This is a genomic window from Streptomyces sp. NPDC044106 (genome assembly GCF_056433985.1).
The window spans coordinates 54,890-81,709 of sequence record NZ_JBWKFZ010000005.1 but is presented as its reverse complement, the minus strand read 5'-3'; the positions used below and the strand labels follow the sequence as shown (position 1 = coordinate 81,709).

Below are 26,820 nucleotides of genomic sequence, written 5' to 3'. Positions count from 1 at the left end.
CGTGACAGAAGACGCCGACGCTACGAGACCAACGAGACCCTCCTACGGACGTCGACCCGCGTTGTCGCCGTCACTGTCACTGTCACCGGCCCCATCACTGCCAGAGCCGCTGCCATTGCCCTTGCCACCGCTAGCCAAAGGGGCCCAACGGGGCAGCGCCTCCGTCCGCTCCAGCCACTCCGCGGGCGGGGCCCCACCTTCGCCGGAGGCCACCACACCTCCGACGATGGCGCAGGTCGTGTCCATGTCCCCGCCCACCTGCGCGGTGTCCCATATGGCCCGCTCGTACGCCCCGAGACCACGCGCGGCGGACCACAGCGCGAACGGCACCGTGTCGTGCGCGCTCGTCCGACGGCCACATCCCAGGACCGCTGCCACCGTCCCCGCATCGCCGTAGTCGAGCATGTCCCGCGCCCTGCGCAGCCCTGCTCCCACGGCGCTGCGCGGCACCAGCGCGATGACGCCGTCGAGGAGCTCCTGCGGTGTGGGCAGTCCGGTCGGGGCGGCCGTCAGAGCCGCGGCCGCCGCCACCGCCATGGCTCCGACCACCGCCTCACGGTGCTGATGCGTGGGATACGCCGAGATCTCCGCCTGGTGCGTCGCCTGCTCCGGGTCGTCCGCGTACCAGGCGCCGAGAGGTGCGATCCGCATGGCCGCGCCGTTTCCCCAGGACCCCTGCCCCTTGAAGAGCGCGGAGGCCCGCTCCCGCCAGTCGTCACCTTCGCGGACCTGCCTGAGCAGCCGGTTCACGGCGGGGCCGTAGCCACGGTCGAAGTCATGGTGCTCGGCGAACGACTGGACGAGGGCGTCCTGATCGATCCGCCTATGTCTGACGAGGATGGCCAGCACGGAGCAGGCCATCTCCGTGTCGTCGGTCCACTGCCATGGGGCTTCGGGCAGCTGTCGGCGCTTGAGCAGTGGGTAGTGCGCGGGCACGAAGAACTGTGAACCCAGCGCATCCCCCACCGCCAGCCCGCGCAAGCTGGCCAGAGCGCGCTCGAGGCGCCGGTCGGGAGAGGAATCAGCGATCATCGCCCTGCCACTCTAATTCGTTGCTCACGGGTACAGCACCACCAACTGGTCGACCATCCGTCCCACCCCGAGCCTTCGCCCGGGTCACCGTCGCCACCTCGACGACCACGGCAACCGTGCGGCGCCTAACCGGTGATCCCGTACGGCTCCGGCTCACGCCACCGTTCGAACGGCCGGTCCAGCGTGTACTTGCCGTCCTCGCCGAGCACCAGCATCCTCATCTCGCCGTTGCCCGGATTGGACAGCGACTCGAACTCGGCCACCGACCAGTGGAACCACCGCATACAGAACAGCCGCATGGTCAGTCCGTGGGTGACCAGCAGGACGTTCGGCGGATGGTCCGGGGCCTCGAAGCTCCGGTAGAGGCTCTCCAGGAAGGCCCCCACCCGGTCGTAGACATCGGCCCCCGACTCTCCCTGCGCGAAACGGTAGAAGAAGTGCCCGTACGCGTCCCGGTACGCCTTCTGCAGGCGCACGTCGTCCCTGTCCTGCCAGTTGCCCCAGTCCTGCTCCCGCAGCCTCGGCTCCTCGCGCACGCGGACCAGTTCGGGATCGAGCCGGAGCGCCTGGAAGGTCTCATGGGTCCGGCGGTACGGCGAGACATACACGCTCACCCGCTCACGGCCGAGCAGTTCCCGCACGTGTTTGCCCATGTCAGCCGCTTGGGCCCACCCCGTTTCGGTGAGTGCGAGCGCGTGGTCGGGTTCGCGCTCGTACACGGTGTCGTCGGCGTTTCCAGCCGACTCGCCGTGCCGGACCAGGAAGATGCGCCGCGGGCGTGCCATAAGGAAACCCTAGATCGGGTCCCTGGCGGGCCGCTCAGTCGGGTAGCCGTCCGGCCTCCATCCGGCGTATTCGGCCGGTGAAGCGCCGGCGCAGCAACCGGTCGTGCGAGACGACCACCAAGGCTCCCGTCCACTGGTCCAGGGCCGCCTCCAACTCCTCGACCAGGCCGAGCGCCAAGTGGTTGGCCGGCTCGTCGAGCAACAGCAGGTCTGCGGGTCTGGCGAGCAGCCGCGCGAGAGCCAGCCTCCGGCGCTGCCCGGCGGACAGGGCCCCGACCGGAACGTGCAGGTCGCGGGGCCGGAACAGGCCGTACGAAAGGAGCAGTTCCCGCTGTTCCTCCTCGGTGAGCCCAAGGCCCCTGCCGAATACCTGAAGGACCCGCTCGGTGGGGCGTCGCGCCGGTATCTCCTGGGCGAGATAGCCGATGCGGCCTCTGCGGTCGACGGTGCCCGTGTCGGGTTCGAGCATGCCCGCCATGGTGCGCAGCAGCGTGGATTTTCCCGCGCCATTGCCTCCATGGATCAGCAGTCGTTCACCGGCCGAGACGGTGAGCGACTCCACGGCGAGCCGCTCACCCACCCGGACGTCCCGCAGGGTCACCAGCGGTCCTTCGGCCGCACCGGCCACGGGGCGTGCCATGAAGCGGAGCGGCTCCGGAGGCTTGGGCACCGGCTGTTCGCGCAGTCGGCGCAGTCGTTCCTGCGCGTTCCGCACGCGTCCCGAAATCGAGGCCTGGACCCGGCCGCCGGCCCGGTCGTAGGCCATCTTGTTGTTGTCCTTCATGCCCCGCCCACCGGCGACGGAGTGGGCGGTGGTCCCCATGAACTCCTGGAGGCGGCTCGTCTCCTCGCACCACTGCGCGTACTCCTGCTCCCAGCGCTGCCGGGCGGCCGCCCGTTCCGCCACAAGCCCCTGGTATCCGCCGCCGTGCCGCACCACCGAACGACGGTCGGCGTCCACTTCGAGGATCGCGGTGGTCACGCGTTCCAGGAACGTGCGGTCATGTGAGACCGCGACCACCGTTCCGCGATGCGCCGAAAGGGCACTCTCCAGCCAGTCCAGCGCGCCCTCGTCCAAGTGGTTGGTCGGCTCATCCAACAGCATCACCTCGGGTGCTGCCGCGATGAGGCAGGCAAGCCCGAGCCGTGCCTGCTCACCACCGGACAGGCTGCCCAGAGTCCTGTCCCGGTCGATGTGCCCGAGGCCCAGGCCGTGCATCGCCTTGTCCACGCGCGCGTCGGCCTCGTAACCACCACGCAGTTCGAAGGCCGTCAGCAGGTCGCCGTACACACTCAACTCGCGCTCGGTCGCGGAACCGAGCCCCGCCTCAAGGCTGCGCAACCGTCCTTCCATTGAGCGCAGTTCGGCCAGCGCCTCGTCGATCGTGTCAGCGACGCGACTGTTCGCCGGAAGCTGCGGAGTCTGAGCGAGCAGCCCGGCTCCCCGCTCGGCGACGGTCACCACCTCACCCTCGTCGGGCATCTCGTCGCCGGACATCAGGTGCAGCAGCGTGGACTTTCCCGCGCCGTTCTCCCCCACGACACCTATGCGCTCACCCGGCCGGATCGCGAGGGACACCCCGTCGAACAGCATCCGGTCACCACGAGTCTTGATCACGCCATGCAGAGAGATCTGAGTAGGCAAAGGAACCCCCGTTTTCGCATCCACCCAACTAAACACAACGGATGTCGCATTACGATGAGTGTGACAGACCGCCCGAGCTAATGCAACACGAGTTGCACTTATTTTTGTCCCGGGCGCCGAGGAGGGAACGCGAAGATGGCGGACAAGCACGTCGCGGCTGGTCGTAGCGGTGCGGGACTGAGCGACGGAGAGCCCGGGTCCAGCGTGACCGAAGAGCGGAATGGGACCGGAACCGGCAGATCGGACGCCGGTGGACGGGAGGCCGACCGATCGGACCTCGCCGGGCCGGAGGCGGCTCCCGCCCCCGGCACCCGCCGCCCCGGCGGCCGCACCGCCCGCACCCGATCAGCCGTCCGGGACGCGGTGCTGAGCGGCCTGGCCGACCACGGCTACCCCGGCCTCACCGTCGAATACGTGGCCGACCACTCGGGTGTGCACAAGACGACGTTGTACCGCCGCTGGGGCGGCCTCGAAGGAATGGTCGCCGACGCGCTGGAGATGGCGGGCGAGGACGCGTGGACTCCGCCGGACACCGGCAGCCTGGAAGGCGACCTGATGGAACTCGCCCGCGAGGTGGTCGAATCCTTCTCCGACGACGCCGCGTCCGCCGCCCCTACCGCTTTCGTCGCGGCGTCCTTCCAGTCACAGCGGGCCGCAGATGCCCTGCACGCCTTCTACGCCGAGCGGTTCACCCGCTGCGAGACGGTCGTGGAGCGCGCCGTGGCGCGTGGCGAGGCATCGCCGGACACCGACGCGGCTGCGCTCGTCCGTGCCGTTTCCGCCCCGCTGCTGCTCCGCGTGTTCATCACCCGCGAACCGATCGACGTGGCGCTCGCCGACCAGTCGGCGGCGGCAGCCGTTGCGGCCACTCGCGAGGGCGCGTTCGCCCGGCGCTGACCGCCCCCTCGACAGAAATGCCGTCCGCGGCGCGGAAGGAGAAGGAACCACCAAGAGAAGGAAGAGGCCAGACCGTCACGGCCCAAGATCAGAACCGGCCACGGGTCAGACCGTCCACGACGGCTCCAACTGCACGATGTCCCCCGCGAGCGCGGAGACGTCGGCGTCCGTCTGCGCCCGCAGCGACAGGCGCTCGACCCGTTCGGCCCGGTACTTGCCGTGCTCGGCCGCCGACTGCCACATCGAGAGCACCAGGAATTCGTGTCCGGGCGCCTCGCCGAAGAGACCGCGCACCATTCCCGGTGAACCGGCCATAGCGGGGTTCCACACCTTCTCCTGCATCAGCGCGAAGTGCTCGACCCGCGCCTCCCGGACCCGGCAGTGCGCGACACGCACCACGTCCGCGTCCGTGAAGCGCGGCTCGAACCCCGTCTTCACGTCGAAGCGGTGGTCGAAGAGTTTGGCTTGCCGCTTCTTGAAGGTGCCGGACTGCGCGGTCGCGAGCCGGTCGTGCGAGCGGGCCATGAAGGAGTCGTAGAAGGCACGGCTCTCCCAGAAGGCGAAGACGTGAGCGACACCCTGCCGTCCCCGGCTCCACCCCCCGCCCTGTCCCCGGAACCCCGGCTCCCCCAAAAGCCCCGCCCACTTTCGCTGCCCGCGTTCGAACCCCCGACGGTCCACCACGGTGCAGCGAGTCCACTTGACCAGCACCGCGCCATCGTACGGCGCGGAGCGCGGCCCGGGTCACGCTCCGGCGTAGTGCACCCGGATCAGCTCGGCCGAGTCGTCGGCATCGAGTTCGATACCGAACTCCCGGTCGAGAACAGCTCTCAATTCGCCCACAGGAACGCTTCGTTGCTCCACCACTCCGTCCGGACGCACCACCGTCAACTGATCGGCCACGAGTCGGCGGCGTACCTCCGGATCGGCCTTCTGCACCGCCGGGCGTCGGATGAACGACGACCTGGGGTGGGTCGACGTGTAGTGGTTCATTACTACGTAGTCGACGGGAAGCCGCCGCTCCAGGGTGTACGCGTAGAGGTCGAACCACCCGTCGGAGCCCCATGTCTGCAGCGCCAGGACACCGTCGTCCTCCTGCCGGAGCCGGAAACGCCACTCCCCTTGTTGCCGCTCCGCGCCGGCGCGCAGCGGCATGGGTTCGAGCAGCCCGTCGGCACCGAAGCCGACGTCGCAGTGGAAGACCTCGCCGTCCACCTCGACCTTGAGGAGCATGTGGGTCACCGCGCGCGTGGAGGAAGCCCCGGACCTGACGCGGGCCCCGAGACCGGTGACGGTGAAGCCGAGGTGTTCCAGGGCGGCGGCGAAGAGCAGGTTCTGCTCGTAGCAGTAACCGCCCCGCCGCTTGTGCAGCAGCTTGGCCTGCAGTGCCGAGAGGTCCAGCGGGACCGAACGGCCGAGCATCATCTCGAGGTTCTCGAAGGGGATCGCCGCCACGTGCGCGCTGTGGAGCGCGTACAGGGTGTCGAGATCCGGCTTGGTCCCGCCGGTGTGCCCGAGCCTCGCCAGGTAGGCCTCGATGTCGAGCTCTTCGCCGTTCCATGTCATAGGTCCATGATCCCTCGACCGCCCCGCGCACCGACCCGCGACGCCCACGCCCGGCCCCCACCGCCGTGAGCAGGGATGCCACGGCGTTGTCAGGGGTACGCCGTAGCGTGTGTGTGGGACATGCCGGGTGAATTCTCAGCGGCCAGGTCACGAGGAGGGGGAAGACCGATGAGCAGTGTCAGCAAGGGAATCAAGAAGGTGGAAGTCGGCCTCAAGTGGGATCCGAGCCCGGCCGGCCAGCCGCCCAACGACCTCGACATCATCGCCGCGACGTACGCGGCGGACGCTCCGTACGGCACCCCCGTCTACCTCGTGCACTTCGACAGCCGCTCCCCCGACGGCACGATCACGCTCAACCGGGACAGCAGGACGGGCCAGGGGTTCGGCTTCGACGAGGTCATGACCCTGGAATTGGACCGGCTCGCCTCCACGGTCGTACGGGTGGTGGTGGGGGTGGCCATACAGCAGCACACGGAGCCGAAGGTCCTGGGCGACATCGCGAACGCCGCGGTCCGCATTCGCGAGGGATACACGGACCTGGCGCAGAACGATCTGGGCAGTGTCTCCGGCTCCACCGCCGCGACCGTCGCCGAGTTCACCCGGGACGAGTCAGGGGCCTGGTCGTTCCGCGAATCCGTCCGGGGCTTCGACGCCGACCCGACCTCGTTCGCCTCGCTCATGGGCGGCGCGCACTGAGCCCTCTGCGAGGCCGTCTCCGATCCCGTCACGGGTACGCGAAAGGGGACCGGCCTGAGGCCGGTCCCCTTCGTGACCTTCGTGAGCTGCTGGTCAGCTATCGGTGCGAGCTACGTAGGACGGGTGTGTCCCACGCGGATTCGCCCGGTATCAGCTGCAGCCGCTCGTCGATCCGCAGCCCTCGCAGATGTAGCAGGAGCCCGCGCGCTGCATCTTCGTGCCGCAGGAGAAGCACAGCGGCGCGTCGGCCTGGATGCCCAGCTGCATCTCCACGAGCTCGGCGCTGGTGTGCGCCTGCTGCGGGACCTCCTTGACCGCATCGGACTCGGCCTTCGGCGTGGCGACCGCCTTCAGGGCCTCGGTCTGCCGCGGGGCGGACTGAGCCAGCCCCTCGACGTCGACCTCGTCCTCGGCGGCCTCGTACGAGCCGGTCTCCAGGTGACGCTGACGCTCCTCGGCGGAGTGGATGCCGAGCGCGGAGCGCGTCTCGAAGGGCAGGAAGTCCAGCGCCAGGCGGCGGAAGATGTAGTCGACGATCGACTGCGCCATCCGCACGTCCGGGTCGTCCGTCATGCCGGCCGGCTCGAAGCGCATGTTCGTGAACTTGGAGACGTACGTCTCCAGGGGCACGCCGTACTGCAGGCCGACCGAGACGGCGATGGAGAAGGCGTCCATCATGCCCGCGAGGGTCGAACCCTGCTTGGACATCTTCAGGAAGACCTCGCCGAGACCGTCGTCCGGGTAGGAGTTGGCGGTCATGTAGCCCTCGGCGCCGCCCACCGTGAAGGAGGTGGTGATGCCGGGACGGCCCTTCGGGAGACGCTTGCGGACCGGGCGGTACTCGACCACCTTCTCGACCGCGGAACGGATCGTGTCCTCGGTCTTCTCGGTGATCTCGGCCTTCTCCTGCTCCTTCTTCTTGGCGGAGAGCGGCTGACCGACCTTGCAGTTGTCGCGGTAGATGGCGAGCGCCTTGACGCCCATCTTCCACGCCTCGAAGTAGACCTCTTCGACGTCCTCGACGGTGGCGGTCTCCGGGAGGTTGACCGTCTTGGAGAGGGCACCCGAGATCCACGGCTGGATCGCGGCCATCATGCGGACGTGGCCCATCGCGGAGATGGAGCGCTCGCCCATGGCGCAGTCGAAGACCTCGTAGTGCTCGGTCTTCAGGCCCGGGGCGTCGATCACATTGCCGTTCTCGGCGATGTGGGCGACGATCGCCTCGATCTGCTCCTCCTGGTAGCCCAGGCGGCGCAGGGCCTGCGGCACGGTGCCGTTGACGATCTGCATCGAGCCGCCGCCGACGAGCTTCTTGAACTTCACCAGGGCGAGGTCGGGCTCCAGGCCCGTGGTGTCGCAGGACATCGCGAGACCGATGGTGCCGGTCGGAGCGATGACGGACGCCTGCGAGTTGCGGAAGCCGTTCTTCTCGCCGAGGCGGATCACGTCCTGCCAGGCCTCCGTGGCGGCGGCCCAGATCGGCGAGTCCAGGTCGTCCATGCGGACGGCCGTGGCGTTGGCGTCGGCGTGCTGCTTCATGACGCGCTTGTGCGGCGTGGCGTTCTTGGCGTAGCCGTCGTAAGGGCCGACGACCGCGGCCAGCTCGGCGGAACGCTTGTACGACGTACCGGTCATCAGCGAGGTGATGGCGCCGGCGAGGGCGCGGCCGCCGTCGGAGTCGTAGGCGTGACCGGTGGCCATCAGGAGGGCGCCGAGGTTGGCGTAGCCGATGCCCAGCTGGCGGAAGGCGCGGGTGTTCTCACCGATCTTCTGCGTCGGGAAGTCCGCGAAGCAGATGGAGATGTCCATCGCGGTGATGACCAGCTCGACGACCTTGGAGAAGCGCTCGGAGTCGAAGGACTGGTTGCCCTTGCCGTCGTCCTTGAGGAACTTCATCAGGTTCAGCGAGGCGAGGTTGCAGGACGTGTTGTCCAGGTGCATGTACTCGCTGCACGGGTTCGAGCCGTTGATGCGGCCGGACTCCGGGCAGGTGTGCCAGGCGTTGATGGTGTCGTCGTACTGGATGCCGGGGTCGGCGCAGGCCCAGGCGGCCTCGGCCATCTTGCGGAAGAGCGACTTGGCGTCGACCTCCTCGATGACGTCGCCCGTCATGCGGGAGGTGAGGCCGAACTTGCCGCCCTCCTCGACTGCCTTCATGAACGTGTCGTTCACGCGGACCGAGTTGTTGGCGTTCTGGTACTGGACGGACGTGATGTCGTCGCCGCCCAGGTCCATGTCGAAGCCCGCGTCACGCAGGGCGCGGATCTTCTCCTCTTCCTTCACCTTGGTCTCGATGAAGCCCTCGATGTCGGGGTGGTCGACGTCGAGGATGACCATCTTGGCCGCGCGACGCGTGGCGCCACCGGACTTGATCGTTCCTGCGGAGGCGTCGGCACCGCGCATGAAGGAGACGGGACCCGAGGCGTTGCCTCCGGAGGAGAGCAGTTCCTTGGAGGAACGGATGCGGGAGAGGTTCAGGCCGGCACCGGAGCCGCCCTTGAAGATCATGCCCTCTTCCTTGTACCAGTCGAGGATCGACTCCATGGAGTCGTCGACGGCGAGGATGAAGCAGGCGGAGACCTGCTGCGGCTGGGGCGTGCCGACGTTGAACCAGACCGGCGAGTTGAAGCTGAAGACCTGGTGCAGGAGGGCGTAGGCCAGCTCGTGCTCGAAGATCTCGGCGTCGGCGGGCGAGGCGAAGTAGCTGTACTCCTCACCGGCCTTGCGGTAGGTCTTCACGATGCGGTCGATCAGCTGCTTGAGGCCGGTCTCGCGCTGCGGGGTACCAACAGCCCCGCGGAAGTACTTACTGGTGACGATGTTGACCGCGTTCACCGACCAGAAGTCGGGGAACTCGACGCCACGCTGCTCGAAATTGACCGAGCCGTCGCGCCAGTTGGTCATGACGACGTCTCGGCGCTCCCAGACCACCTCGTCGTACGGATGCACGCCGGGGGTCGTGTGGATGCGCTCGATACGCAGACCCTTGTTGGCCTTGGACCCCTTGGCGCGGGAACCTCGTGCCGGGCCGCTCGTCGTCTCGGTCATGCCGCCTCCCTGTATCAGGCTAAAACGCCCTGAAGTGCCACGTTCTTCCCTGTGGCACGGATGTGTGTCTGGTGTCGAGGGCATCACAGAGGACGCGCTCAACAGGTCTGGTCAGCCGCCGGCCGGTCAGCCGGTCAGTCGGCGGCAGTGGCGGGCACCGGGACTTCGACAGTCCCTCCGGGCCCGCGGTCATTCACGACGCGCTCTCCGCCCGCGTCGCGCGGCTCCGCGTCCAGCCGCTGTTCCCTCAGCTCCCCGATGGCAGCCTCGAAGTCCTCGAGCGAGTCGAAGGCCCGGTACACGGACGCGAAGCGCAGGTAGGCGACGAGGTCGAGCTCCTGCAGCGGACCCAGTATGGCAAGGCCCACGTCGTGCGTGGTCAGCTCGGCGCTACCGGTGGCGCGCACCGCCTCTTCGACCCGCTGGCCGAGCAGTGCGAGCGCGTCCTCGGTCACCGGACGTCCCTGGCACGCCTTACGGACGCCATTGATGACCTTCGTGCGACTGAAGGGCTCCGTCACACCGCTGCGCTTGATCACCATCAGTGAACACGTCTCCACCGTCGTGAAACGACGGGAGCAGTCGGGGCACTGACGGCGACGGCGAATCGACGTGCCGTCGTCGGTGGTCCGGCTGTCTACTACGCGGCTGTCGGGGTGCCTGCAGAAGGGGCAGTGCATGGAACTCCCAACCCTCCTTCACGGCACGACTCGTAAGCCTCAACGGGCCCGTGGGGCCCTCGAAGCAGCCCCAAGCATAGGCGATGACCGAGGCCCCGGAAGACCAGGGACCACAACTTCTGGGCCACTGATGCAATCCAACCACTAGATCTGGGGTCTGGCCGCCTTTTCGCACCTCGCGTGTCGCCCGGAGGGTGCTCGCACCCGCCGCGCGCACGCCGCTCGGAGCGGGGGCCGGTGCCGGGTTCGCGAGACAACGAGTGGCAGTATGAGAGGCCCGCGAAGGGACTCAGGACTTCAGCGGTGAAGCGTACCGTAATGAACCGAATTGCCCTTCCGCCCTGGCGGCAGCCATACACCCGCACACATGATCACGGCAGGTAATCGTCGATTTTTCACTCGAACGTGTGTTTGGCGCAACCTTTCGAAAGCAACTACCGTTGGCTAGCTAGGGAGAGAACATCTCGAGAGGGGCCGACCGACGTGACCACCACCGCAGACAGCGCCACCATCACTGCCCAGGACCGTTCTCAGAGCCGACTCGAGCCGGTGCATGCCATGAATGACGCAGCCACGAACCAGGAGGGGCCCGCGCCCACCCGCTCCCTGCCGGGCCGACCTCCAGGCATCCGTGCCGACAGCTCGGGGCTGACCGATCGGCAACGCAGGGTGATCGAGGTCATCAGGGACTCCGTGCAGCGGCGCGGCTACCCGCCGTCGATGCGGGAGATCGGTCAGGCCGTCGGCCTCTCCAGCACCTCCTCCGTCGCACATCAGCTGATGGCCCTGGAGCGCAAGGGTTTCCTGCGCCGGGACCCGCACCGGCCGCGCGCCTACGAGGTCCGGGGCTCCGACCAGCCGAGCAGCCAGCCCACAGACACCACCGGCAAGCCTGCCGCCTCGTACGTCCCGCTCGTCGGCCGTATCGCGGCCGGTGGCCCGATCCTCGCCGAGGAGTCGGTGGAGGACGTCTTCCCGCTCCCCCGGCAGCTCGTCGGCGACGGTGAGCTCTTCGTCCTGAAGGTCGTCGGCGACTCGATGATCGAGGCCGCGATCTGCGACGGCGACTGGGTCACGGTCCGCCGCCAGCCCGTCGCGGAGAACGGCGACATCGTGGCCGCCATGCTGGACGGCGAAGCGACGGTCAAGCGCTTCAAGCGCGAGGACGGCCACGTCTGGCTGCTCCCGCACAACTCGGCGTACCAGCCGATCCCCGGCGACGAGGCGACGATCCTCGGCAAGGTCGTGGCGGTGCTGCGGCGGGTGTGAGACCGCCCCTGACCGGGCCCCGGAACCAACTGCGCCGGTTCCGGGGCCCTGCTATGTCCGGCGCACCCGGCGGCTACTGCTGGTCCAGGGTGCGGAGGGTCATGCAACCGTGCTCAGCCGCCCAGGGACGGGCTTACGCGGGGTCTGTGTGGCCCCGCGCTCTCCACCTGCCGCCCCCGCTGCCACCTCCTTGGCCAGCGCCCTGAGGCAGCGCCTGAGAGGCCTAGCCCTGACCTAACCCTCTTCGGCCTTCGCGGCGGCGTCGATCGCGGCCAGGGAACGGCGCGCCTGATTGCGGTCCGTCGTGTACCAGAAATCAGGCAGCGAGGCCCGCAGGTAGCTGCCGTAGCGCGCGGTCGCGAGGCGGGGGTCCAGGACGGCGACCACGCCACGGTCCCCGGACGCGCGGACGAGACGTCCCGCACCCTGCGCCATCAGGAGGGCCGCGTGCGTCGCAGCGACCGCCATGAAGCCATTGCCCCCGGCCTCGTCCACCGCCTTCTGGCGGGCGCTCATCAGCGGATCGTCGGGGCGCGGGAACGGGATCTTGTCCATGATCACCAGCTGGCAGCTGGCGCCCGGCACATCCACGCCTTGCCAGAGCGAGAGCGTCCCGAAGAGACACGTCTTCGGGTCCGCCGCGAAGCCCTTGATCAGCTCGCCCAGGGTCTCCTCGCCCTGCAGCAGGATGGGCACGTCCAGGCGCTCCCGCAGCTCCTCCGCCGCCCCCTGGGCAGCACGCATGGAGGAGAACAGGCCGAGCGTACGGCCACCGGCCGCCTCAATCAGCTCGGCCAGCTCATCGAGCATGTCACTGCGGGTGCCCTCGCGCCCCGGCCGCGCCAGATGCTTGGCGACGTACAGAATGCCCTGTTTGCCGTAGTCGAAAGGCGAGCCGACGTCGAGGCCCTTCCAGACGGGCGCGTCCTCGGACACGGTGCCCTCCGGGGCCAGGCCGAGCGATGCGCCCACCCCGTTGAAGTCGCCGCCGAGCTTCAGCGTCGCGGAGGTGAGGACCACCGAACGGTCGGCGAAGAGCTTCTCCCTGAGGAGCCCCGACACGGACATGGGGGCCACGCGCAGGGAGGCTCCGAAGCGCTCGTGGCGCTCGTACCAGACGACGTCGTACTCGGAACCGTTCGTGATGCGCTCCGCCACGTCGTGGATCGACTCCACGGATGCGAGTGCCTGCTTGCGGACCGCGTCCTCGTCCTGCACCGACTTGTCACGGGTCGAGCCGAGCGCCGTGATGACCGTGCGGGCGGCGTCACGCAGGGCCATCAGCGCGTATCCGAGATCCTCGGGGATCTCCTCGAGGCGGCCAGGCAGAGCCAGCTCCATCAGCCGCTCGAACCCCTCCGACGCGGTCTGGAGCTGATCCGCGGCCTTTTCGTTGACGAGCTTGGCCACACGGCGCACCGCACGGTTCACCTGCCCCGGGGTGAGTTCACCCGTGGCCACGCCGGTGACACGGGAGACCAGCTCATGCGCCTCGTCCACGATCAGCACCTCGTGCTGGGGCAGGACGGGTGCGCCCTCGATGGCGTCGATGGCGAGCAGCGCGTGATTGGTGACGACGACGTCGGAGAGCTTGGCGCGCTCGCGGGCCGCCTCGGCGAAGCACTCCGCGCCGTAGGCACACTTCGAAGCGCCCAGGCACTCCCTGGAGGAGACGGACACCTGGGACCAGGCACGATCCGAGACACCCGGGGTGAGGTCGTCACGGTCGCCCGTCTCGGTCTCGTCCGCCCAGTCCCGCATCCGCAGGAGGTCCTGGCCCAGCTTGCTGGTGGGGGCCGCCGCCTCGAACTGGTCGAAGAGTCCCTCCTCCTCGTCCTGCGGCATGCCTTCGTGGAGCCGGTGCAGACACAGGTAGTTCGAGCGGCCCTTGAGCATGGCGAACTGGGGGCGGCGGCGCAGCAGCGGATGCAGAGCGTCCACCGTGCGCGGCAGGTCCCGCTCCACGAGCTGGCGCTGCAGGGCGAGGGTGGCCGTCGCGATCACCACACGCTCTCCGTGGGCGAGGGCCGGCACGAGATAGCCGAGGGATTTGCCCGTGCCGGTGCCGGCCTGGACCAGCAAGTGGGAGCCGTCGTCGATCGCCTCGGCGACGGTCTCGGCCATGGACACCTGGCCAGGGCGTTCCGTGCCGCCGACAGCGGTGACGGCGGCGTGCAGGAGCTCGGGGAGGGAGGGCTTCGTCATAGCGCGACCACCCTACGGTGCCCCACTGACATTCCGGAGATCACGGCTGGTGGAGGGGATTCGCCACGGTCCCGTGCACGGCGGCGTGCGGCCGCTCGGAGCGGTCGCGGTAACCGTCGAGGTGGAGGCGGTTCCGGTTGAGACAGAGCCGCTCGATACGGGGTGTGAGCAGGTCGAACATCTCGTACCGCTCCTTCAGCTCCGGAGCGTGTGCCTGGTACCGCAGAATCTCGGCACGTGCCAGCGCCCAGAAATCGTCCTCCGCGACATCCAGTTGCTCCTCGCACAACGGCGCGAGGTAGCGGAAGACGCCCACGAAGAGACCCGAGTGGATGAACTGCGTGAGGAAGCCGGAGGGCTCGGTGAGGAGTACGTCGCGTACGGCGTCCGGCATCGAGTCCTGCTCGGGCAGCGGCACGGCGCTCACATTGACGTCGTCCACGAAGTCCTTCACCGCGAGCCGGACAGGCACGTCCTTGTTGTCGAAGACCACGATCGTGTTCTCCCCGTGAGGGGAGAACACTGTGCCGTAGCGGTACAGGAAGTGCAGCAGGGGCGGCAGCAGGGCGCCGAAGAGCCGGCGCAGCCATACCGTGGGGGCCAGCCCCGAGCGTTCCACGAGTTCCGCGACGAAGGCCCGGCCGACGGGATCGGTGTGCGTGAGCGAGGCGAGGGTGCGGGCGCGTTCATCGGGCGCCAGATACCTGCTGACCGGCTCGCGCCAGATCGCGCCGAGCAACTCCCTGTACTGGTAGGGGACTTCCGGTAGCTGATCGTAGACGGGGTGCTCGACGGTCACCGAGGCGACTTCGCCGAGCAGGATCACTCCGCATTCGTCCCGTAGGAAGGGGTCTGCGTCGCGCAGCGCGTGCATCCATGCCGTGACGGCGGGAGCGGCGACCGTGCGTTCGGTCGGCAGTCCGCGCCACACAAGGGTGTTGAGGACCGACAAGGGGAGCTTGACGGTGTGCCGGTCCGGGCGGGAGACGTTGAGGAACGTACGGATGGACTGCTGAGGGAGGCGAAGGTCGCCGTCGCTGCAGAGCGGAACGATGGCATCCGTGGCAACGGACGGAGCGAAGAGCGGCAGCACGATCTCGTCCCACTGCCAGGGGTGCACGGGGAGGTAGAGATAGTCACGCGGATCAAGGCCGCGCGCGCGGAGTAAGTTCGCGAAGGATTCGCGGGTGGCGGCGGCGAGTTCGCGGGTGTAGAGCTGCTGGGCGGTGTCCAGTCCCGCGACGCCTCGGTATACGGCGAGGCTGGTGCGGACGGCAATCCAGGGCAGTGCCGTGGGGTGGCGGGCTTCGGGGGCCCACCGGGCGGTGTCGCCCGCGGAGAAGCCGATGCGTCCCTTGTTGAGGACGATCCAGGGGTGACCGGTCTGGTGCCCTTCGAGTTCCGCGTAGCCGAGGTCGGCGAGCTGGGCGGCGCTCAGCGCCGTGTGGTCGATCCGGGTGTCGGCGCTGAGCGTGACGGTGAGCTCGCGGATGAGGTGGCCGAGTGTGGCGCCGTCGAGACCGAGGGTCCGCCGGGCCAGGACGAGGAACCGCACGGGGTCGTCGAAGGGGGCGGTGGATCCGTCGCCCTCGGCGAGGGTCAGGCCGGCCGGGTCCACGTACCAGCTGCCGTACGAGCCTCGGCGGGCGCGGAAGGTGAGGCAGACGCCGTCTCCTGCGATCGGGGCGGCGGTCCCGTCCCGCTCGGCCGGTTCGAGTCGGAGCCGGTAGGTGCCCTCTGCCTCCTCCGCTGCCGGTATGGGCTGGATGATCTCCTCATACGCGAACTCTCCGATCATCTTGGCCAGCAGGCGGCGCCCGGCCTCCCGCCATCTCTCCCGGTTCAGCTCGGGTGGGCCGTGGAGCTCGGCGGCGGGGTGGGGCATCTGGCCTGCGGGCGGATTCGGCACGGGGACTCCTCAGTGAGGGAACCGGATCGGGTCGAGCGGTGTACTAGGAGTGATGGGGTCACAGCACGGCACGCAGGGCCCGGTCACGGACCATGAGAGCCGCTCGCTTGCCGGGCAGATCCACTTCGGCGGAGAAGCGGAAGCCAGCGCTCAGGAATGCGGAGACGGAGGGGGTGTTGCGCAGGTCGGGTTCTGCTACGACGCGTGCGCATGCGGGACGGTGGTCGAGTACCAAGTCGGCGACGGCTCGCAGCAACGCGGTGCCCAGGCCGCGGCCGCGGCCGGTGACACTGCCGACCAAGAGGTGAATCCCGGTGTCGTGGGGGCGCGAGGGGTAGTGGCGGGCCAGGGGGTCCAGATCCGCGCGGTAGATCTCCCAGTAGCTCATCGGCATGCCCTCCAGCACGCCCAGGCAAGGAACGCTGCGTCCGTCTCCGTCGAGCTGGGAGCGCAGATGGGCCCCTGTGACGCCTTCGGGTCCCGCCAGTTCCCAGAAGGCAGCTACGGCCGGGTCATTCATCCAGCGGGTAATGAGCGGGAGGTCGCGTTCGAGACGCACAGGTACGAGTTGGAAGACGCCGACGGTAGTGGTGACGGGCCCCCAGCCTCCGACGCCGTCCAGTAGATCGTCCGCCGCAGCAGCTCGCCCGTCGCTGTCGGCCAGCAGGGCGACGAGCTCGTCGGTCAGGCGCAGGTCGAGGGTGTCTGCGCAGTCGGCGCCGGCAGCGGCGGGCTCGGTCCCGGCGTCGGTGCTCGCATCGGTGGGAGTCACGGCGTCACTCCTGTCAGAAGAGGCGGGTCATGTTCCTCAGGAATGGAGGGGGTTGGAGATGGTGACGTAGACGGATTGGGTGTCGACCGGTCCGACGAGCTCGTCGAGGCCGTGCAACCGGGTCAGCAGATTGGCCTTGCACCGCAGCAGCGGCGAGTCGAGCAGCACCGCGGGCAACGGGGTGCGGAGCCGGTCGGGTCCCGAAGCGACATCGCCGAGGAAGCGGCGGAAGGCGGCCAGCAGCAGCCGTTCGTCCGCGAGCCGTTCGGCGCCGAGGGCACCGATGAGTCCGAGGACGTTGTTGATGCCGAGGTAGTAGGCGAACCGCTCGTCCGTCACCTCGTCGGAGACGAAGGTGTCGCTGTCGTGGCCGATGCCGGGAAGCCGTCGTTCGAGTTCGGTGCGCCGGGATTCCCGGAAGTAGTAGCCCTGGTTGTCGCGGTATCGGCCGCCCACGGGCCAGCCCTCGGAGTCGAGCACGAGCAGAGTGTTCTGCTGGTGCGCTTCCAGGGCGACGCCCGCCTCGCTGTCCAGCCAGAGCACGGGTCGTACTACGGCTTCGAGGTAGCGCAGGAACCACTCGGCGGCGACAGCACCTCGGGGGCGCCCTGTTCGTCCGGCGAGTCGGGTGACCGTCTCGCCGAGCCGGGAATGCATGGCGCGGCGTTCCCGGCAGGCGGGCAGCGCTGAAGGCCGGGGTGAGACGAGGCCGGCGATGCAGGTGACGTCGTCGCCGGGCCCGAAGGGGTTGTGCCGGATCATGACGTCGAGCCCGGGGACGGGCGCGCCGTCGGACCCGGTGACGGCGAGCCAGGCGGGGTCGCGGACCACGTCGAAGCAGGGGTGGGCCGACTGCCACTCCTCGGCGAGGCCGCTGCGCAGCAGCCGGTGGACCTCGACGCCGCGGTGCAGTTCCTTACGGAGGTTTTCACGACGGGAGTTGGTGATGCGCAGGCCGAGCGAGAGCTTCAGCATGGCGGCCGCGCCGGAGCGGTAGACGGTCCGTACGGAGGAGGTGGGGTGCCAGGGGATGCCGTGAGGGCCGAGGTCCTGGAGGAGCCCGGCGTCCAGCAAGTCGGCAGCGGCGGGGCGGTGCCGGAGCTCGCGGATCTGCCATGGGTGCACGGGCAGGGCGACACGACCGTCCGGAAGCGGCAGGTCCGGGCCCGCGAGGCGGGCGGTGAGCCGGTCGGCGGGGACGGTGCGGCCGCGCTCGGTCCAGGCCGAGTCGGAGGCGAGTACGGAGCGGTCGACGGCCAGCCAGTGCAGTGCGAACGCGCCGCGCAACTCCGGTGAGTACAGGCGTGATTCGGTGTCGGATAGGCCTTCGCGGCTTTTGGGGGTGGGGTGGAGGGGATGCCCGAGGAGCAGGGACTGCTCGGCGGCGAGGAAGAGGTCGGGCTCGTCGTCGGGTCGGTCGCGGCGGTCGGCGATGAACTCGGCCGTGCGCCGGACCGAGTCGGCGACGCGGCCTACCAGGTCCGCGCCGTCCGCTGATTCAGCCTGCTCACCCGACTCAGCCGCCTCAGTCGACTCAGTCACATCAGCCGCATCAGCGGGCTCGCTCTGATCAACCGGATCAACCGCTTCAACCGGATCAACCGCTTCAGCCGCGCCACCGGGGCTGCCGCCAAGGCCACCGGGGCCGCCGCCAAGGTCAGCGGGGTCGCTAGGCGACGGCCCCGTGGCTCGGCGGGCCGTCTCCCGGCTGAGCAGGGCGGCGACGGTGACGGCGTCCACGGGAGGGGCGCTCGCCGGGCCGTCCTCCAGGTAGGGGAGGCTGAAGCGGTGCCATCCGGTGGCCGACCAGTAGTGGACGGGGACGAGCAGGGCCGTTCCACTGGCCGGGAGAGGGATGCGCAGGACTCCGCGTTCCGGCGCGGGGAGGTTGTTCTCCCTGACCCAGCAGCGCAGGAGGTTCTCGACGGCCGCCACTTGGGCTGCGGTGTACGGGTCTGGGTGTTCGAGCAGGTCGGTGGAGGTGCCGCGCAGGCGCTCGGCTTCCTGGCCGCCACCCTTCTGCCGGGGGACCGTACCGGACTCCGCCACCAGTGAGGTGTGCGCGCCGCACGCGTCTGGGGCGTGGGGGTGGGGGCGGCCTTCGGATGCGGGGGTGGCATTCAAGAGGGGCTTCCTTGCGAGATTGTCCGGGGCTCCGTGTGCGACAGGTCCGGTGCGCGCTCGGCGATGCGTGTCCGCAGGGAGCGGCCGGGGTCCGTCTTGGTCATCCGTGGTGGGTACGCGCTGCGGTCGTCAGAGCGTCGGCCAGGCGGTCGAGGATCGCGGCGGCCTGTTCGTCGGTGATGGTCAGTGGAGGGAGGAGCCGTACGACGCTGGAGTGGCGGCCGCCGAGTTCGACGATCAGACCCCGGTGCAGGCATTCGCGCTGGACTGCCGCGGCGAGTCCGGGTGCCGGTGGGTGGGGTGGGGTGGTGGCATGGAGTTCGGCCGAGGACGTGCCGGGCCGGTCGGGCGCGGTTCCCGTGGAGGCGCCGGCAGGCAGGGCCTCCACGGACTCGCAAAGAGGGGAGGGCTGTGGTGGCGGGACCAGGCCCGACTTCGCCGAGGCCCGTTCCCCCCTCGCGATCTGCTCCACCCCCGAGACCTGCTCCGTCTCCGAACCCGGATCCACCAGTTCCACTCCGATCATCAGGCCTCGGCCGCGGACCTCGCCGATGCAGGGGTGATCGGCGGCCAGGGAGCGCAGTTGGGCGAGCATGCGGGCGCCGAGGGTGGCGGCGCGTTCGGCGAGGCCGTTCTCACGGACGTAGGCGAGGGTCGCCGCGCCCGCGGCCATGGCGAGTTGGTTGCCGCGGAAAGTGCCCGCGTGCGCGCCGGGCGGCCAGACGTCGAGGTCGTCGCGGTAGACCACGACGGCCAGGGGGAGGCTGCCGCCGATCGCTTTCGAGAGCACCATCACGTCCGGGACGACGCCGCTGTGCTCGACAGCCCAGAAGGCGCCGGTGCGGCCGACGCCCGTCTGGACCTCGTCCGCGATGAGCGGGATGCCGCGCGCGGCGGTGATCTCCCGCATCCTGCGGAGCCAGGCGTCGGGTGCCGGGAGGACCCCGCCCTCGCCCTGCACCGGTTCGAGGATCATGCCGGCCGGTGTCGGTACGCCCGACTTGGTGTCGTCGAGGAGGTTTTGGGCCCATCGGGCGGACAGTTCCGCGCCGCGCTCGCCGCCGACGCCGAAGGGGCAGCGGTAGTCCTGCGGGTAGGGCAGGCGCGCGACGCGTACGTCCCGTGCGCCGCCGGACACTTCGAGCGCCCCGGCCGTCATCCCGTGGTAGGCGCCGGTGAAGGCGAGCATGCCGTCGCGGCCGGTGGCCGTCCGGACCAGTTTCAGCGCTGCCTCCACCGCGTCCGTGCCCGCGGGGCCGCAGAACTGGATGCGTGCGCGGTCCGCCAGGCCGTGCGGCAAGGTCTGGAACAGCTCGGTGGTGAAGGCGTCCTTGACGGGCGTCGCCAGATCGAGGACGTGCAGCGGCGCCCCGGAGTCGAGGACCTTCCTGATCGCCTCAAGCACCACGGGGTGATTGTGGCCGAGGGCCAGGGTTCCCGCTCCCGAGAGGCAGTCGAGGTAGCGACTCCCGTCGGCGCCTTCGATCGTCAGGCCGCGGGCCCGGACCGGCACGATCGGCAGGGCTCGCGCATAGGTGCGTGCCGCGGATTCACGTGCCGATTGGCGGCGCAGGATCCCCTCATGGGCGGTGGAGCACACCGCGGGATCCGCCGGGTGGTGCGTCGCACGGTTGGTCGCGGCCTCCCGCTCCGTCCCCGGCGGGGTCGTCGGTCCGGGCTCCGGTGCCGATTGTCCACGGGGCTGCGGTGCGGGGTGAGGGGCGGGCTGCGTCACGGAACGTTCTGCGGACACTGCCGCGGGCGCAGGCTCGGTCACGGCCACGACTGTGGGTCCTCCCGCTGTGGACGAGCGCGTCCGTCCGGTGCGGCTCCGGAGAGCTCCATGTGGGCGGTAGCGCGGGCGAGTTGGGCAGGGGTATGAACGCAGGCGGCGACTCCCCCGTAGGTACCAACGACGAGGAACGCGCGGAATCACGGGTCAATGGAAGATCCTTGCCGTGACGGAACCGTTGCCCTTCCGTCGGCCGTCCCCAACGGCACCGGCATAGTGTGGGGGCCGTTCATCAGCGACAGGCGCACCGCTCCCCCGAGCAAATCGGAGCAAATCCAGCGAAGGGGTGCCGCACCAGTGGCAACGGGTGTTCCGCACCCGGATGTCCAGCACTTTGGAACGATTTCGAGGCCCAGGGGGATTCTCACCATGCGACCCATACGTCCGTCCTTCACCGTTCGCAGTAGGAGGAGCGCGCGCACCAGAACGTCCCCCGTGGCAGCCGTCGTCGCGCTCGGAGCCGTGCTGGCGCTGACCGCCACGGCCTGTGGGCCCAACGAGGACAACGCCGGCGGCGACTCGTCCTCGTCGCAGGCCGGCGACAGCAACGGCGACGACAACTTCAAGATCCCGGACGGCCTCAAGGACAAGCTCAAGGAGCACGGGTTCGACCTGGACAAGTGGAAGAACGGCGCCTGGAAGAACTGGAACAAGGACGACTGGCTGCGCGAGGCGGGCGACTTCGTCAACCCGATCATCGAGGACCTGTGGGACCCGGACCGGATGCGGGACGCGGACAAGAACCCCGACCGGAGCGTCGACGACAACGACATCTCCGGTGACCAGGGCATCACCGACCCGACCCCCGAGCCCGTCGAGGCCGCGGCCGTGAAGACGCCGTACCACGACCAGGCCCCGGCCTCCGGCAAGCTGTTCTTCGACAGCCCCAAGGGTTCGATGGTCTGCTCCGCGACCGTGGTGAAGGACCCGGCCCACCCCGGCAAGTCCAACATGGTGTGGACCGCCGGCCACTGCGTGCACGACGGCAAGAACGGCGGCTGGTACCGCAACATGGTCTTCGTCCCGTCGTACAACGACAGCGGTAAGTCGGCCGCGGAGCTGCGGAACGCCCCCAAGGAAGAGGTCGCTCCGTACGGCGTCTGGTGGGGCGACTGGGCACAGACCTCCGACCAGTGGATCGAGCAGGGCGGTCCGACGGGCGGCAAGGGCGCGCCGTACGACTTCGCGGTCATGCATGTGAAGCCCGAGAAGGGCAGCGAGGGCAAGTCGCTCGAGGAGACCGTCGGTTCGGCGCTTCCGGTGGACTTCAACGCCCCGGCCGTGCCGCAGCTCAAGAGCATGACGGCGACCGGCTACCCGGCCGCTCCGCCCTTCGACGGGCAGAAGCTGTTCCAGTGCGCGGACAAGCCGGGCCGGCTCTCGATGAGCAAGCCGGACCCGACGATGTACCGCATCGGCTGCACCATGACCGGCGGTTCGTCCGGTGGTGGCTGGGTCGCCCAGGGGCAGGACGGCAAGCCCGCCCTGGTCTCGAACACCTCCATCGGCCCCGTGACGGCCGGGTGGCTGGCCGGTCCGCGCTTCGGCAAGGAGGCCAAGGGCATCTACAACGCGGTCAGCAAGAAGTTCGCCGGGCAGTAAAGACGTCGGCTCGGTAGGCGCTACGGCGGCGGGGTGCGGGAAACCTTCACCACCCCGCCGCCGTTCGTCCCCGAGCGCACAGGCATAGTTGGGTGTCGCTTCGACGCGGGGGCCTGCACAGTTCTCCGCGTCGACGCATGACAAGTACATGGCAAATATGGCACTTACACGTTCCAACGGGGGTAGCAGCACCATGCGTTCCACTCGTGCGCCGTTCGCGCGCAGCCGCGGCCGGCGGGTCGCACTCGCCGCCACCGGGCTCGCGGCGACCTTGGCGCTCACCGCCACGGCCTGTGGCCCGAGCGACGACAAGGCGAGCGACAAGCCGGACGGCACCACGTCCCAGGGTTCCGACGGCGCCGGCTCCGGTTCCGACTCCAAGCTGCCCGGCGCCCTCGCCGACAAGCTCAAGGAGCGGGGCATCGACCTGGACGACTGGAAGGACGGCGCCTGGAAGCGCTGGAAGAAGGAGGATTGGCTGCGCGAGGCCAAGGACTTCGCCAACCCGGTCATCGAGGGGCTCTGGAAGCCCGAGCGGATGAAGAAGGCCAAGGACCCGAACAAGACGATCGCCGCGAAGGACGCCGCCGCCGACCAGGGCGCGACCGACCCGGAGCCGGCGCCGGTCCAGGCCAAGCCCGAGAAGACGCCGTACCACGAGAACGCCGCCCCCGTCGGCAAGATCTTCTTCGACGCCCCCAAGGGGTCGATGGTCTGCTCCGGGACCGTCGTGAAGGACCCGCGCAACCCGGGCAAGTCCAACCTCGTCTGGACCGCGGGCCACTGCGTGCACGCCGGCAAGGACGGCGGCTGGTACCGCAACATCGCGTTCGTGCCGTCCTACAACGACCTGGGCAAGTCCGAGGCCGCCCTGCGCAACGCGGCCCCGCAGGAGATCGCTCCCTACGGCCAGTACTGGGCGGACTGGGTCTCGACCTCCAACGAGTGGATCAACGGCGGCGGTCCGACGGGCGGCTCGGGGGCGACCTACGACTACGCCGTCCTGCACGTGAAGCCGGAGCAGGGCGGCAAGTCCCTGGAGGAGACCGTCGGCAACGCGCTCGACGTCGACTTCTCGGCCCCGTCCACGCGGAGCGTGAGCTCGATGGGCGCGTGGGGCTACCCCGCCGCCCCGCCGTACGACGGCCTGATCATGCACCGGTGCGTCGACAAGCCGGGTCGCCTCTCGCTGTCGCCGTCCCTGCCGACGATGTACCGCATCGGCTGCACCATGACCGGTGGCTCCTCCGGCGGTGGCTGGTTCCGCGTGGTGGGCGGCAAGACGAAGCTCGTGTCGAACACCTCGATCGGCCCGGCCGAGAACACCTGGCTGGCCGGACCCCAGCTGGGCCGGGGTGCCCAGCAGGTCTACGACATGATGAGCAAGAAGTACGGCTCGCAGTAGCCGCCGAGCCCCGGATGACACGGCGAAGGCCCGCCCCTGCAAGAGGGGCGGGCCTTCGCCGTGTGCTGAGTGAACTACGGGTGAGGCTTCCGGGCTCAGTGCCTGGCCGGCACGTACGGAGCGAGTTCCGCCGCGAGCTCCTCGTGCACCTGCGCCTTGAGCAGGGTGCCCTCGGCGGTGTGCTCCTCGGAGAGCACCTCGCCCTCGGCGTGTGCCCGCGAGACGAGCTGGCCGTGCGTGTACGGAACGAGGGCCTCGATCTCGACCTCGGGGCGCGGCAGTTCCGTGTCGATGAGCCTCAGCAGCTCGTCGATCCCGGCACCGCTTCGCGCGGAGACCGCGATCGCGTGCTTCTCGTTGCGCAGGAGGCGCTGGAGGACCAGCGGGTCCGCCGCGTCCGCCTTGTTGATCACCACGATCTCGGGCACATCGGTGGCGCCCACATCGCGGATCACCTCGCGCACGGCGGCGAGCTGCTCCTCCGGCACCGGGTGCGAGCCGTCCACCACATGCAGGATCAGGTCGGAGTCGCCGACCTCTTCCATCGTGGAGCGGAACGCCTCGACGAGGTGATGCGGCAGGTGCCGGACGAACCCGACGGTGTCGGCCAGGGTGTAGACCCGGCCGCTCGGCGTCTCGGCCCGGCGCACGGTCGGGTCGAGGGTGGCGAACAGCGCGTTCTCCACCAGGACGCCCGCGCCCGTGAGGCGGTTGAGGAGCGAGGACTTGCCCGCGTTCGTGTACCCGGCGATCGCGACCGAAGGCACCTTGTTGCGCCGGCGCTCCTGCCGCTTGATGTCGCGGCCCGTCTTCATCTCCGCGATCTCCCGGCGCATCTTCGCCATCTTCTCGCGGATCCGTCGCCGGTCCGTCTCGATCTTGGTCTCACCGGGACCGCGGGTGGCCATGCCGCCACCGCCGCCGCCACCCATCTGGCGGGAGAGCGACTGGCCCCAGCCACGGAGCCTCGGCAGCATGTACTGCATCTGCGCCAGGGCTACCTGCGCCTTGCCCTCTCGGGACTTGGCGTGCTGGGCGAAGATGTCGAGGATCAGGGCGGTCCTGTCGACCACCTTGACCTTGACGACGTCTTCGAGGTGGATCAGCTGCCCCGGGCTCAGCTCACCGTCGCAGACGACCGTGTCCGCACCCGTTTCGAGCACGATGTCGCGCAGCTCCATGGCCTTGCCGGAGCCGATGTACGTCGCCGGGTCGGGCTTGTCGCGGCGCTGGACGAGGCCGTCGAGCACGAGCGCGCCCGCCGTCTCGGCGAGAGCCGCCAGCTCGGCGAGGGAGTTCTCCGCATCCTGGACCGTTCCCGAAGTCCACACGCCGACGAGCACCACACGCTCCAGGCGGAGCTGTCGGTACTCGACTTCGGTGACGTCCTCGAGCTCGGTGGAGAGGCCCGCGACGCGGCGCAGGGCCGCGCGCTCGGAGCGGTCGAACTGGTCGCCGTCCCGGTCTCCGTCGATCTCGTGGCTCCAGGCGACGTCCTCTTCCATCAGGGCATCGGCCCGAAGACCTTCGGGGTAGTTCTGCGCGAAGCTCTGTGCGTCCTGGGAAGGGGAAGAAGAGGAGGTCATTGGGTCCTAACGTCGATACGTCGATGGAATGTGCGGCGGATGCGGGATCCGTCACTGTCGACAACGCCCGGGCTGGTCCGGAGATTCCCGGCACCGGCCGGATCCGGCCCTGAGAAGTCCCCGAGGGGAAATCCCGGACGGACCGCGCCGCCGACCTGAAGATGGTTGCACGGCACGGTCCGTCTCGTCACCCGGATTATTTCGCAGTCTTCCCGGGTTTCGTGGACTTCCAGTCCGGATGCCCGGGCATCGGCGGCGTCTTCTTCCCGTACAGCCAGGCGTCGAAGAAGCCGCCCAGGTCACGCCCGGCGGTCAGGGAGGCGAGCCGCACGAAGTCGGCGGTGGCGACGTTGCCGTCGCGGTGGAGGCGGACCCATTGCCGCTCCACGCGCTCGAAGGCGGCCTTTCCGATCTCCTGGCGCAGGGCGTAGAGCACCAGCGCGCTGCCGTCGTAGACGACGGGACGGAAGATGCTGATCTTCTTTCCGGGCGCCGGCGCCTTCGGCCTGGCCGGCGGCCCGCCGGCCGCACGCCAGATGTCCGACTGGGTGTAGGCGGCCCGCATCCGGTCCGCCAGGGGCTTCTTCGCCTTCTCCTGCGCGAAGAGGGCCTCGTACCAGGTGGCATGGCCTTCGTTGAGCCAGAGGTCCGACCAGCTACGGGGGCTGACGCTGTCACCGAACCACTGGTGAGCGAGCTCGTGCACCATGATCGCCTCGACGTACCACGCGGGGATCTCGGGGCGGGTGAAGATCTCTCTCTCGAAGAGAGAGAGCGTCTGCGTCTCCAGCTCGAAGCCGGTCTGCGCGTGCGCGATCAGGACGCCGTAGACCTCGAAGGGGTAACGGCCGACCTTCTTCTCCATCCAGTCGATCTGGCCGGGTGTCTTCTTCAGCCAGGGCTCCAGGACCTTGCGGTCCTTGGTGGGCACCACATCGCGTACCGGGAGGCCGTTCGGCCCTTCTCGGCGCACCACGGTGGAACGGCCGATCGACACCTGGGCCAGTTCGGTCGCCATCGGGTGGTGGGTGCGGTACACCCTGGTGGTGGCTGCGGCGCCGTGTCGGCTCTCGGACTCCGGGAGGCCGTTGGCGACGGCGGTCAGCCCCTGGGGTGCGGTGATCCGGAAGGTGAACTCGGCCTTGTCCGCGGGGTGGTCGTTGCACGGAAAGACCAGGTGGGCGGCGTCCGCCTGGTTGGCCATGGCGAGTCCGTCACCGGTGCGCAGCCAGCCGCCCCCGCCGTTCTTCGTGGGCATGGGATCGCTGGTGTGCCGGACGGTGATCCGCAGCCGGTCGCCGGGCCCGACCGGCGCGGTCGGCGTGACGACCAGGTCCTCGCCGCTGCTTTCGAAGCGTGCGCGCTCGCCGTTCACCTCGACGGAACGCACCGTGCCGTGCGCGAAGTCGAGATTCACGTGCTCCAGGAGGGCGGTCGCCTGTGCGTCGATCTTGGTGACGGCGTTCAGCGGCTTGCTGTTGTCACCTCCGTAGGTGAAGGCGATGTCGTACGACATCACGTCGTACCCGGGGTTGCCCAGGTGCGGGAAGAGCGGGTCGCCGATGCCGAGCGGGGCGACCGGTGACGGTGCGCTCGCCGCGATGAGGGCGGCGGAGGCGGTCGCCGCGATCAGTGCGGCGGCGATGCGGGGGGTGCGGAGGGCCTTCGGCCGGGAGGCCGCGGTCCGAGGGGTGAGCAGCATGAACTACCGCTATCAGCGTGTGCCCTCCCGCACGTGACGACGCGCGCCGGGCCACCCGAACGAGTCGCCGTCGGGCGTGACTTGGCCGAGCGGAGTCACGCGTAC

Annotated in this window: 19 protein-coding genes; 5 read left to right on the top strand and 14 right to left on the bottom strand. The window is 69.4% G+C overall.

The features are described from left to right. Positions 1-42: 42 nt before the first annotated feature. The 3 genes from AC07DI_RS10095 to AC07DI_RS10085 all read right to left on the bottom strand — a co-directional run bounded on the left by AC07DI_RS10095 (position 43) and on the right by AC07DI_RS10085 (position 3,411). A complete protein-coding gene (locus tag AC07DI_RS10095) occupies positions 43-1,032 on the bottom strand; it encodes an ADP-ribosylglycohydrolase family protein (RefSeq protein ID WP_478903541.1) in 990 nt (329 codons plus the stop codon). Between the two features lie 125 nt (positions 1,033-1,157). After that, positions 1,158-1,817: a histidine phosphatase family protein gene (locus AC07DI_RS10090; protein ID WP_478903539.1), complete on the bottom strand. Its 660-nt coding sequence runs from the start codon at positions 1,815-1,817 to the stop codon at positions 1,158-1,160. A gap of 34 nt (positions 1,818-1,851) precedes the next feature. Then, positions 1,852-3,411 carry an ABC-F family ATP-binding cassette domain-containing protein gene (locus AC07DI_RS10085; protein ID WP_478903969.1) on the bottom strand — a complete coding sequence of 520 codons (1,560 nt, stop codon included), beginning with the start codon at positions 3,409-3,411 and terminating at the stop codon, positions 1,852-1,854. A gap of 186 nt (positions 3,412-3,597) precedes the next feature. Here AC07DI_RS10085 and AC07DI_RS10080 point away from each other — a divergent pair, with 186 nt between their 5' ends. Continuing rightward, on the top strand, positions 3,598-4,359 hold the full coding sequence (locus tag AC07DI_RS10080) for a TetR/AcrR family transcriptional regulator (protein ID WP_478903537.1): 762 nt from the start codon (positions 3,598-3,600) through the stop codon (positions 4,357-4,359). A 105-nt stretch (positions 4,360-4,464) separates the two neighbouring features. On the opposite strand, the gene AC07DI_RS10075 is transcribed toward AC07DI_RS10080, so the two are convergent. Next, positions 4,465-5,070: a YdbC family protein gene (locus AC07DI_RS10075; RefSeq protein ID WP_384257355.1), complete on the bottom strand. Its 606-nt coding sequence runs from the start codon at positions 5,068-5,070 to the stop codon at positions 4,465-4,467. A 33-nt stretch (positions 5,071-5,103) separates the two neighbouring features. Beyond that, a complete protein-coding gene (locus AC07DI_RS10070) occupies positions 5,104-5,925 on the bottom strand; it encodes an arylamine N-acetyltransferase family protein (RefSeq protein ID WP_478903536.1) in 822 nt (273 codons plus the stop codon). Between the two features lie 120 nt (positions 5,926-6,045). Between AC07DI_RS10070 and AC07DI_RS10065 the strand changes: the two genes are divergently transcribed. Continuing rightward, positions 6,046-6,621, top strand: a complete 576-nt coding sequence (locus AC07DI_RS10065) for a TerD family protein (protein WP_478903535.1) — start codon at positions 6,046-6,048, stop codon at positions 6,619-6,621. Between the two features lie 150 nt (positions 6,622-6,771). Here the strand turns inward: AC07DI_RS10065 and AC07DI_RS10060 are convergent, their stop codons facing one another. Beyond that, complete coding sequence (locus AC07DI_RS10060) at positions 6,772-9,669, bottom strand: vitamin B12-dependent ribonucleotide reductase (RefSeq protein ID WP_384257363.1); 2,898 nt, start codon at positions 9,667-9,669, stop codon at positions 6,772-6,774. 134 nt (positions 9,670-9,803) lie between these two features. After that, positions 9,804-10,349 carry a transcriptional regulator NrdR gene (nrdR, locus tag AC07DI_RS10055; protein ID WP_219689514.1) on the bottom strand — a complete coding sequence of 182 codons (546 nt, stop codon included), beginning with the start codon at positions 10,347-10,349 and terminating at the stop codon, positions 9,804-9,806. Between the two features lie 483 nt (positions 10,350-10,832). Here nrdR and lexA point away from each other — a divergent pair, with 483 nt between their 5' ends. Continuing rightward, a complete protein-coding gene (gene lexA, locus AC07DI_RS10050) occupies positions 10,833-11,618 on the top strand; it encodes a transcriptional repressor LexA (protein ID WP_355804345.1) in 786 nt (261 codons plus the stop codon). A gap of 234 nt (positions 11,619-11,852) precedes the next feature. On the opposite strand, the gene AC07DI_RS10045 is transcribed toward lexA, so the two are convergent. The 5 genes from AC07DI_RS10045 to AC07DI_RS10025 form a co-directional block, all read right to left on the bottom strand. Further along, positions 11,853-13,823: an ATP-dependent DNA helicase gene (locus AC07DI_RS10045; protein WP_478903532.1), complete on the bottom strand. Its 1,971-nt coding sequence runs from the start codon at positions 13,821-13,823 to the stop codon at positions 11,853-11,855. Positions 13,824-13,863: 40 nt separating this feature from the next. After that, positions 13,864-15,732: an IucA/IucC family protein gene (locus tag AC07DI_RS10040; protein WP_478903531.1), complete on the bottom strand. Its 1,869-nt coding sequence runs from the start codon at positions 15,730-15,732 to the stop codon at positions 13,864-13,866. A 58-nt stretch (positions 15,733-15,790) separates the two neighbouring features. Next, the gene (locus tag AC07DI_RS10035; protein WP_478903529.1) at positions 15,791-16,504 is read right to left on the bottom strand and encodes a GNAT family N-acetyltransferase; all 714 of its coding nucleotides are present in this window, start codon (positions 16,502-16,504) and stop codon (positions 15,791-15,793) included. A gap of 36 nt (positions 16,505-16,540) precedes the next feature. Further along, positions 16,541-18,628 carry an IucA/IucC family protein gene (locus AC07DI_RS10030; RefSeq protein ID WP_478903527.1) on the bottom strand — a complete coding sequence of 696 codons (2,088 nt, stop codon included), beginning with the start codon at positions 18,626-18,628 and terminating at the stop codon, positions 16,541-16,543. 100 nt (positions 18,629-18,728) lie between these two features. Continuing rightward, positions 18,729-20,228 carry a diaminobutyrate--2-oxoglutarate transaminase family protein gene (locus AC07DI_RS10025; RefSeq protein WP_478903526.1) on the bottom strand — a complete coding sequence of 500 codons (1,500 nt, stop codon included), beginning with the start codon at positions 20,226-20,228 and terminating at the stop codon, positions 18,729-18,731. Between the two features lie 561 nt (positions 20,229-20,789). Between AC07DI_RS10025 and AC07DI_RS10020 the strand changes: the two genes are divergently transcribed. After that, on the top strand, positions 20,790-22,022 hold the full coding sequence (locus AC07DI_RS10020) for a trypsin-like serine peptidase (RefSeq protein WP_478903524.1): 1,233 nt from the start codon (positions 20,790-20,792) through the stop codon (positions 22,020-22,022). Positions 22,023-22,215: 193 nt separating this feature from the next. After that, entirely contained in the window at positions 22,216-23,427 is a 1,212-nt protein-coding gene (locus AC07DI_RS10015) for a trypsin-like serine peptidase (protein ID WP_478903522.1), read from the top strand. Positions 23,428-23,522: 95 nt separating this feature from the next. Here the strand turns inward: AC07DI_RS10015 and hflX are convergent, their stop codons facing one another. Then, the gene (gene hflX, locus AC07DI_RS10010) at positions 23,523-25,013 is read right to left on the bottom strand and encodes a GTPase HflX (protein ID WP_384260845.1); all 1,491 of its coding nucleotides are present in this window, start codon (positions 25,011-25,013) and stop codon (positions 23,523-23,525) included. A gap of 196 nt (positions 25,014-25,209) precedes the next feature. After that, positions 25,210-26,715 (bottom strand): M1 family metallopeptidase, encoded by a 1,506-nt coding sequence (locus AC07DI_RS10005; RefSeq protein WP_478903518.1) that lies wholly within the window; start codon positions 26,713-26,715, stop codon positions 25,210-25,212. Positions 26,716-26,820: the final 105 nt, after the last annotated feature.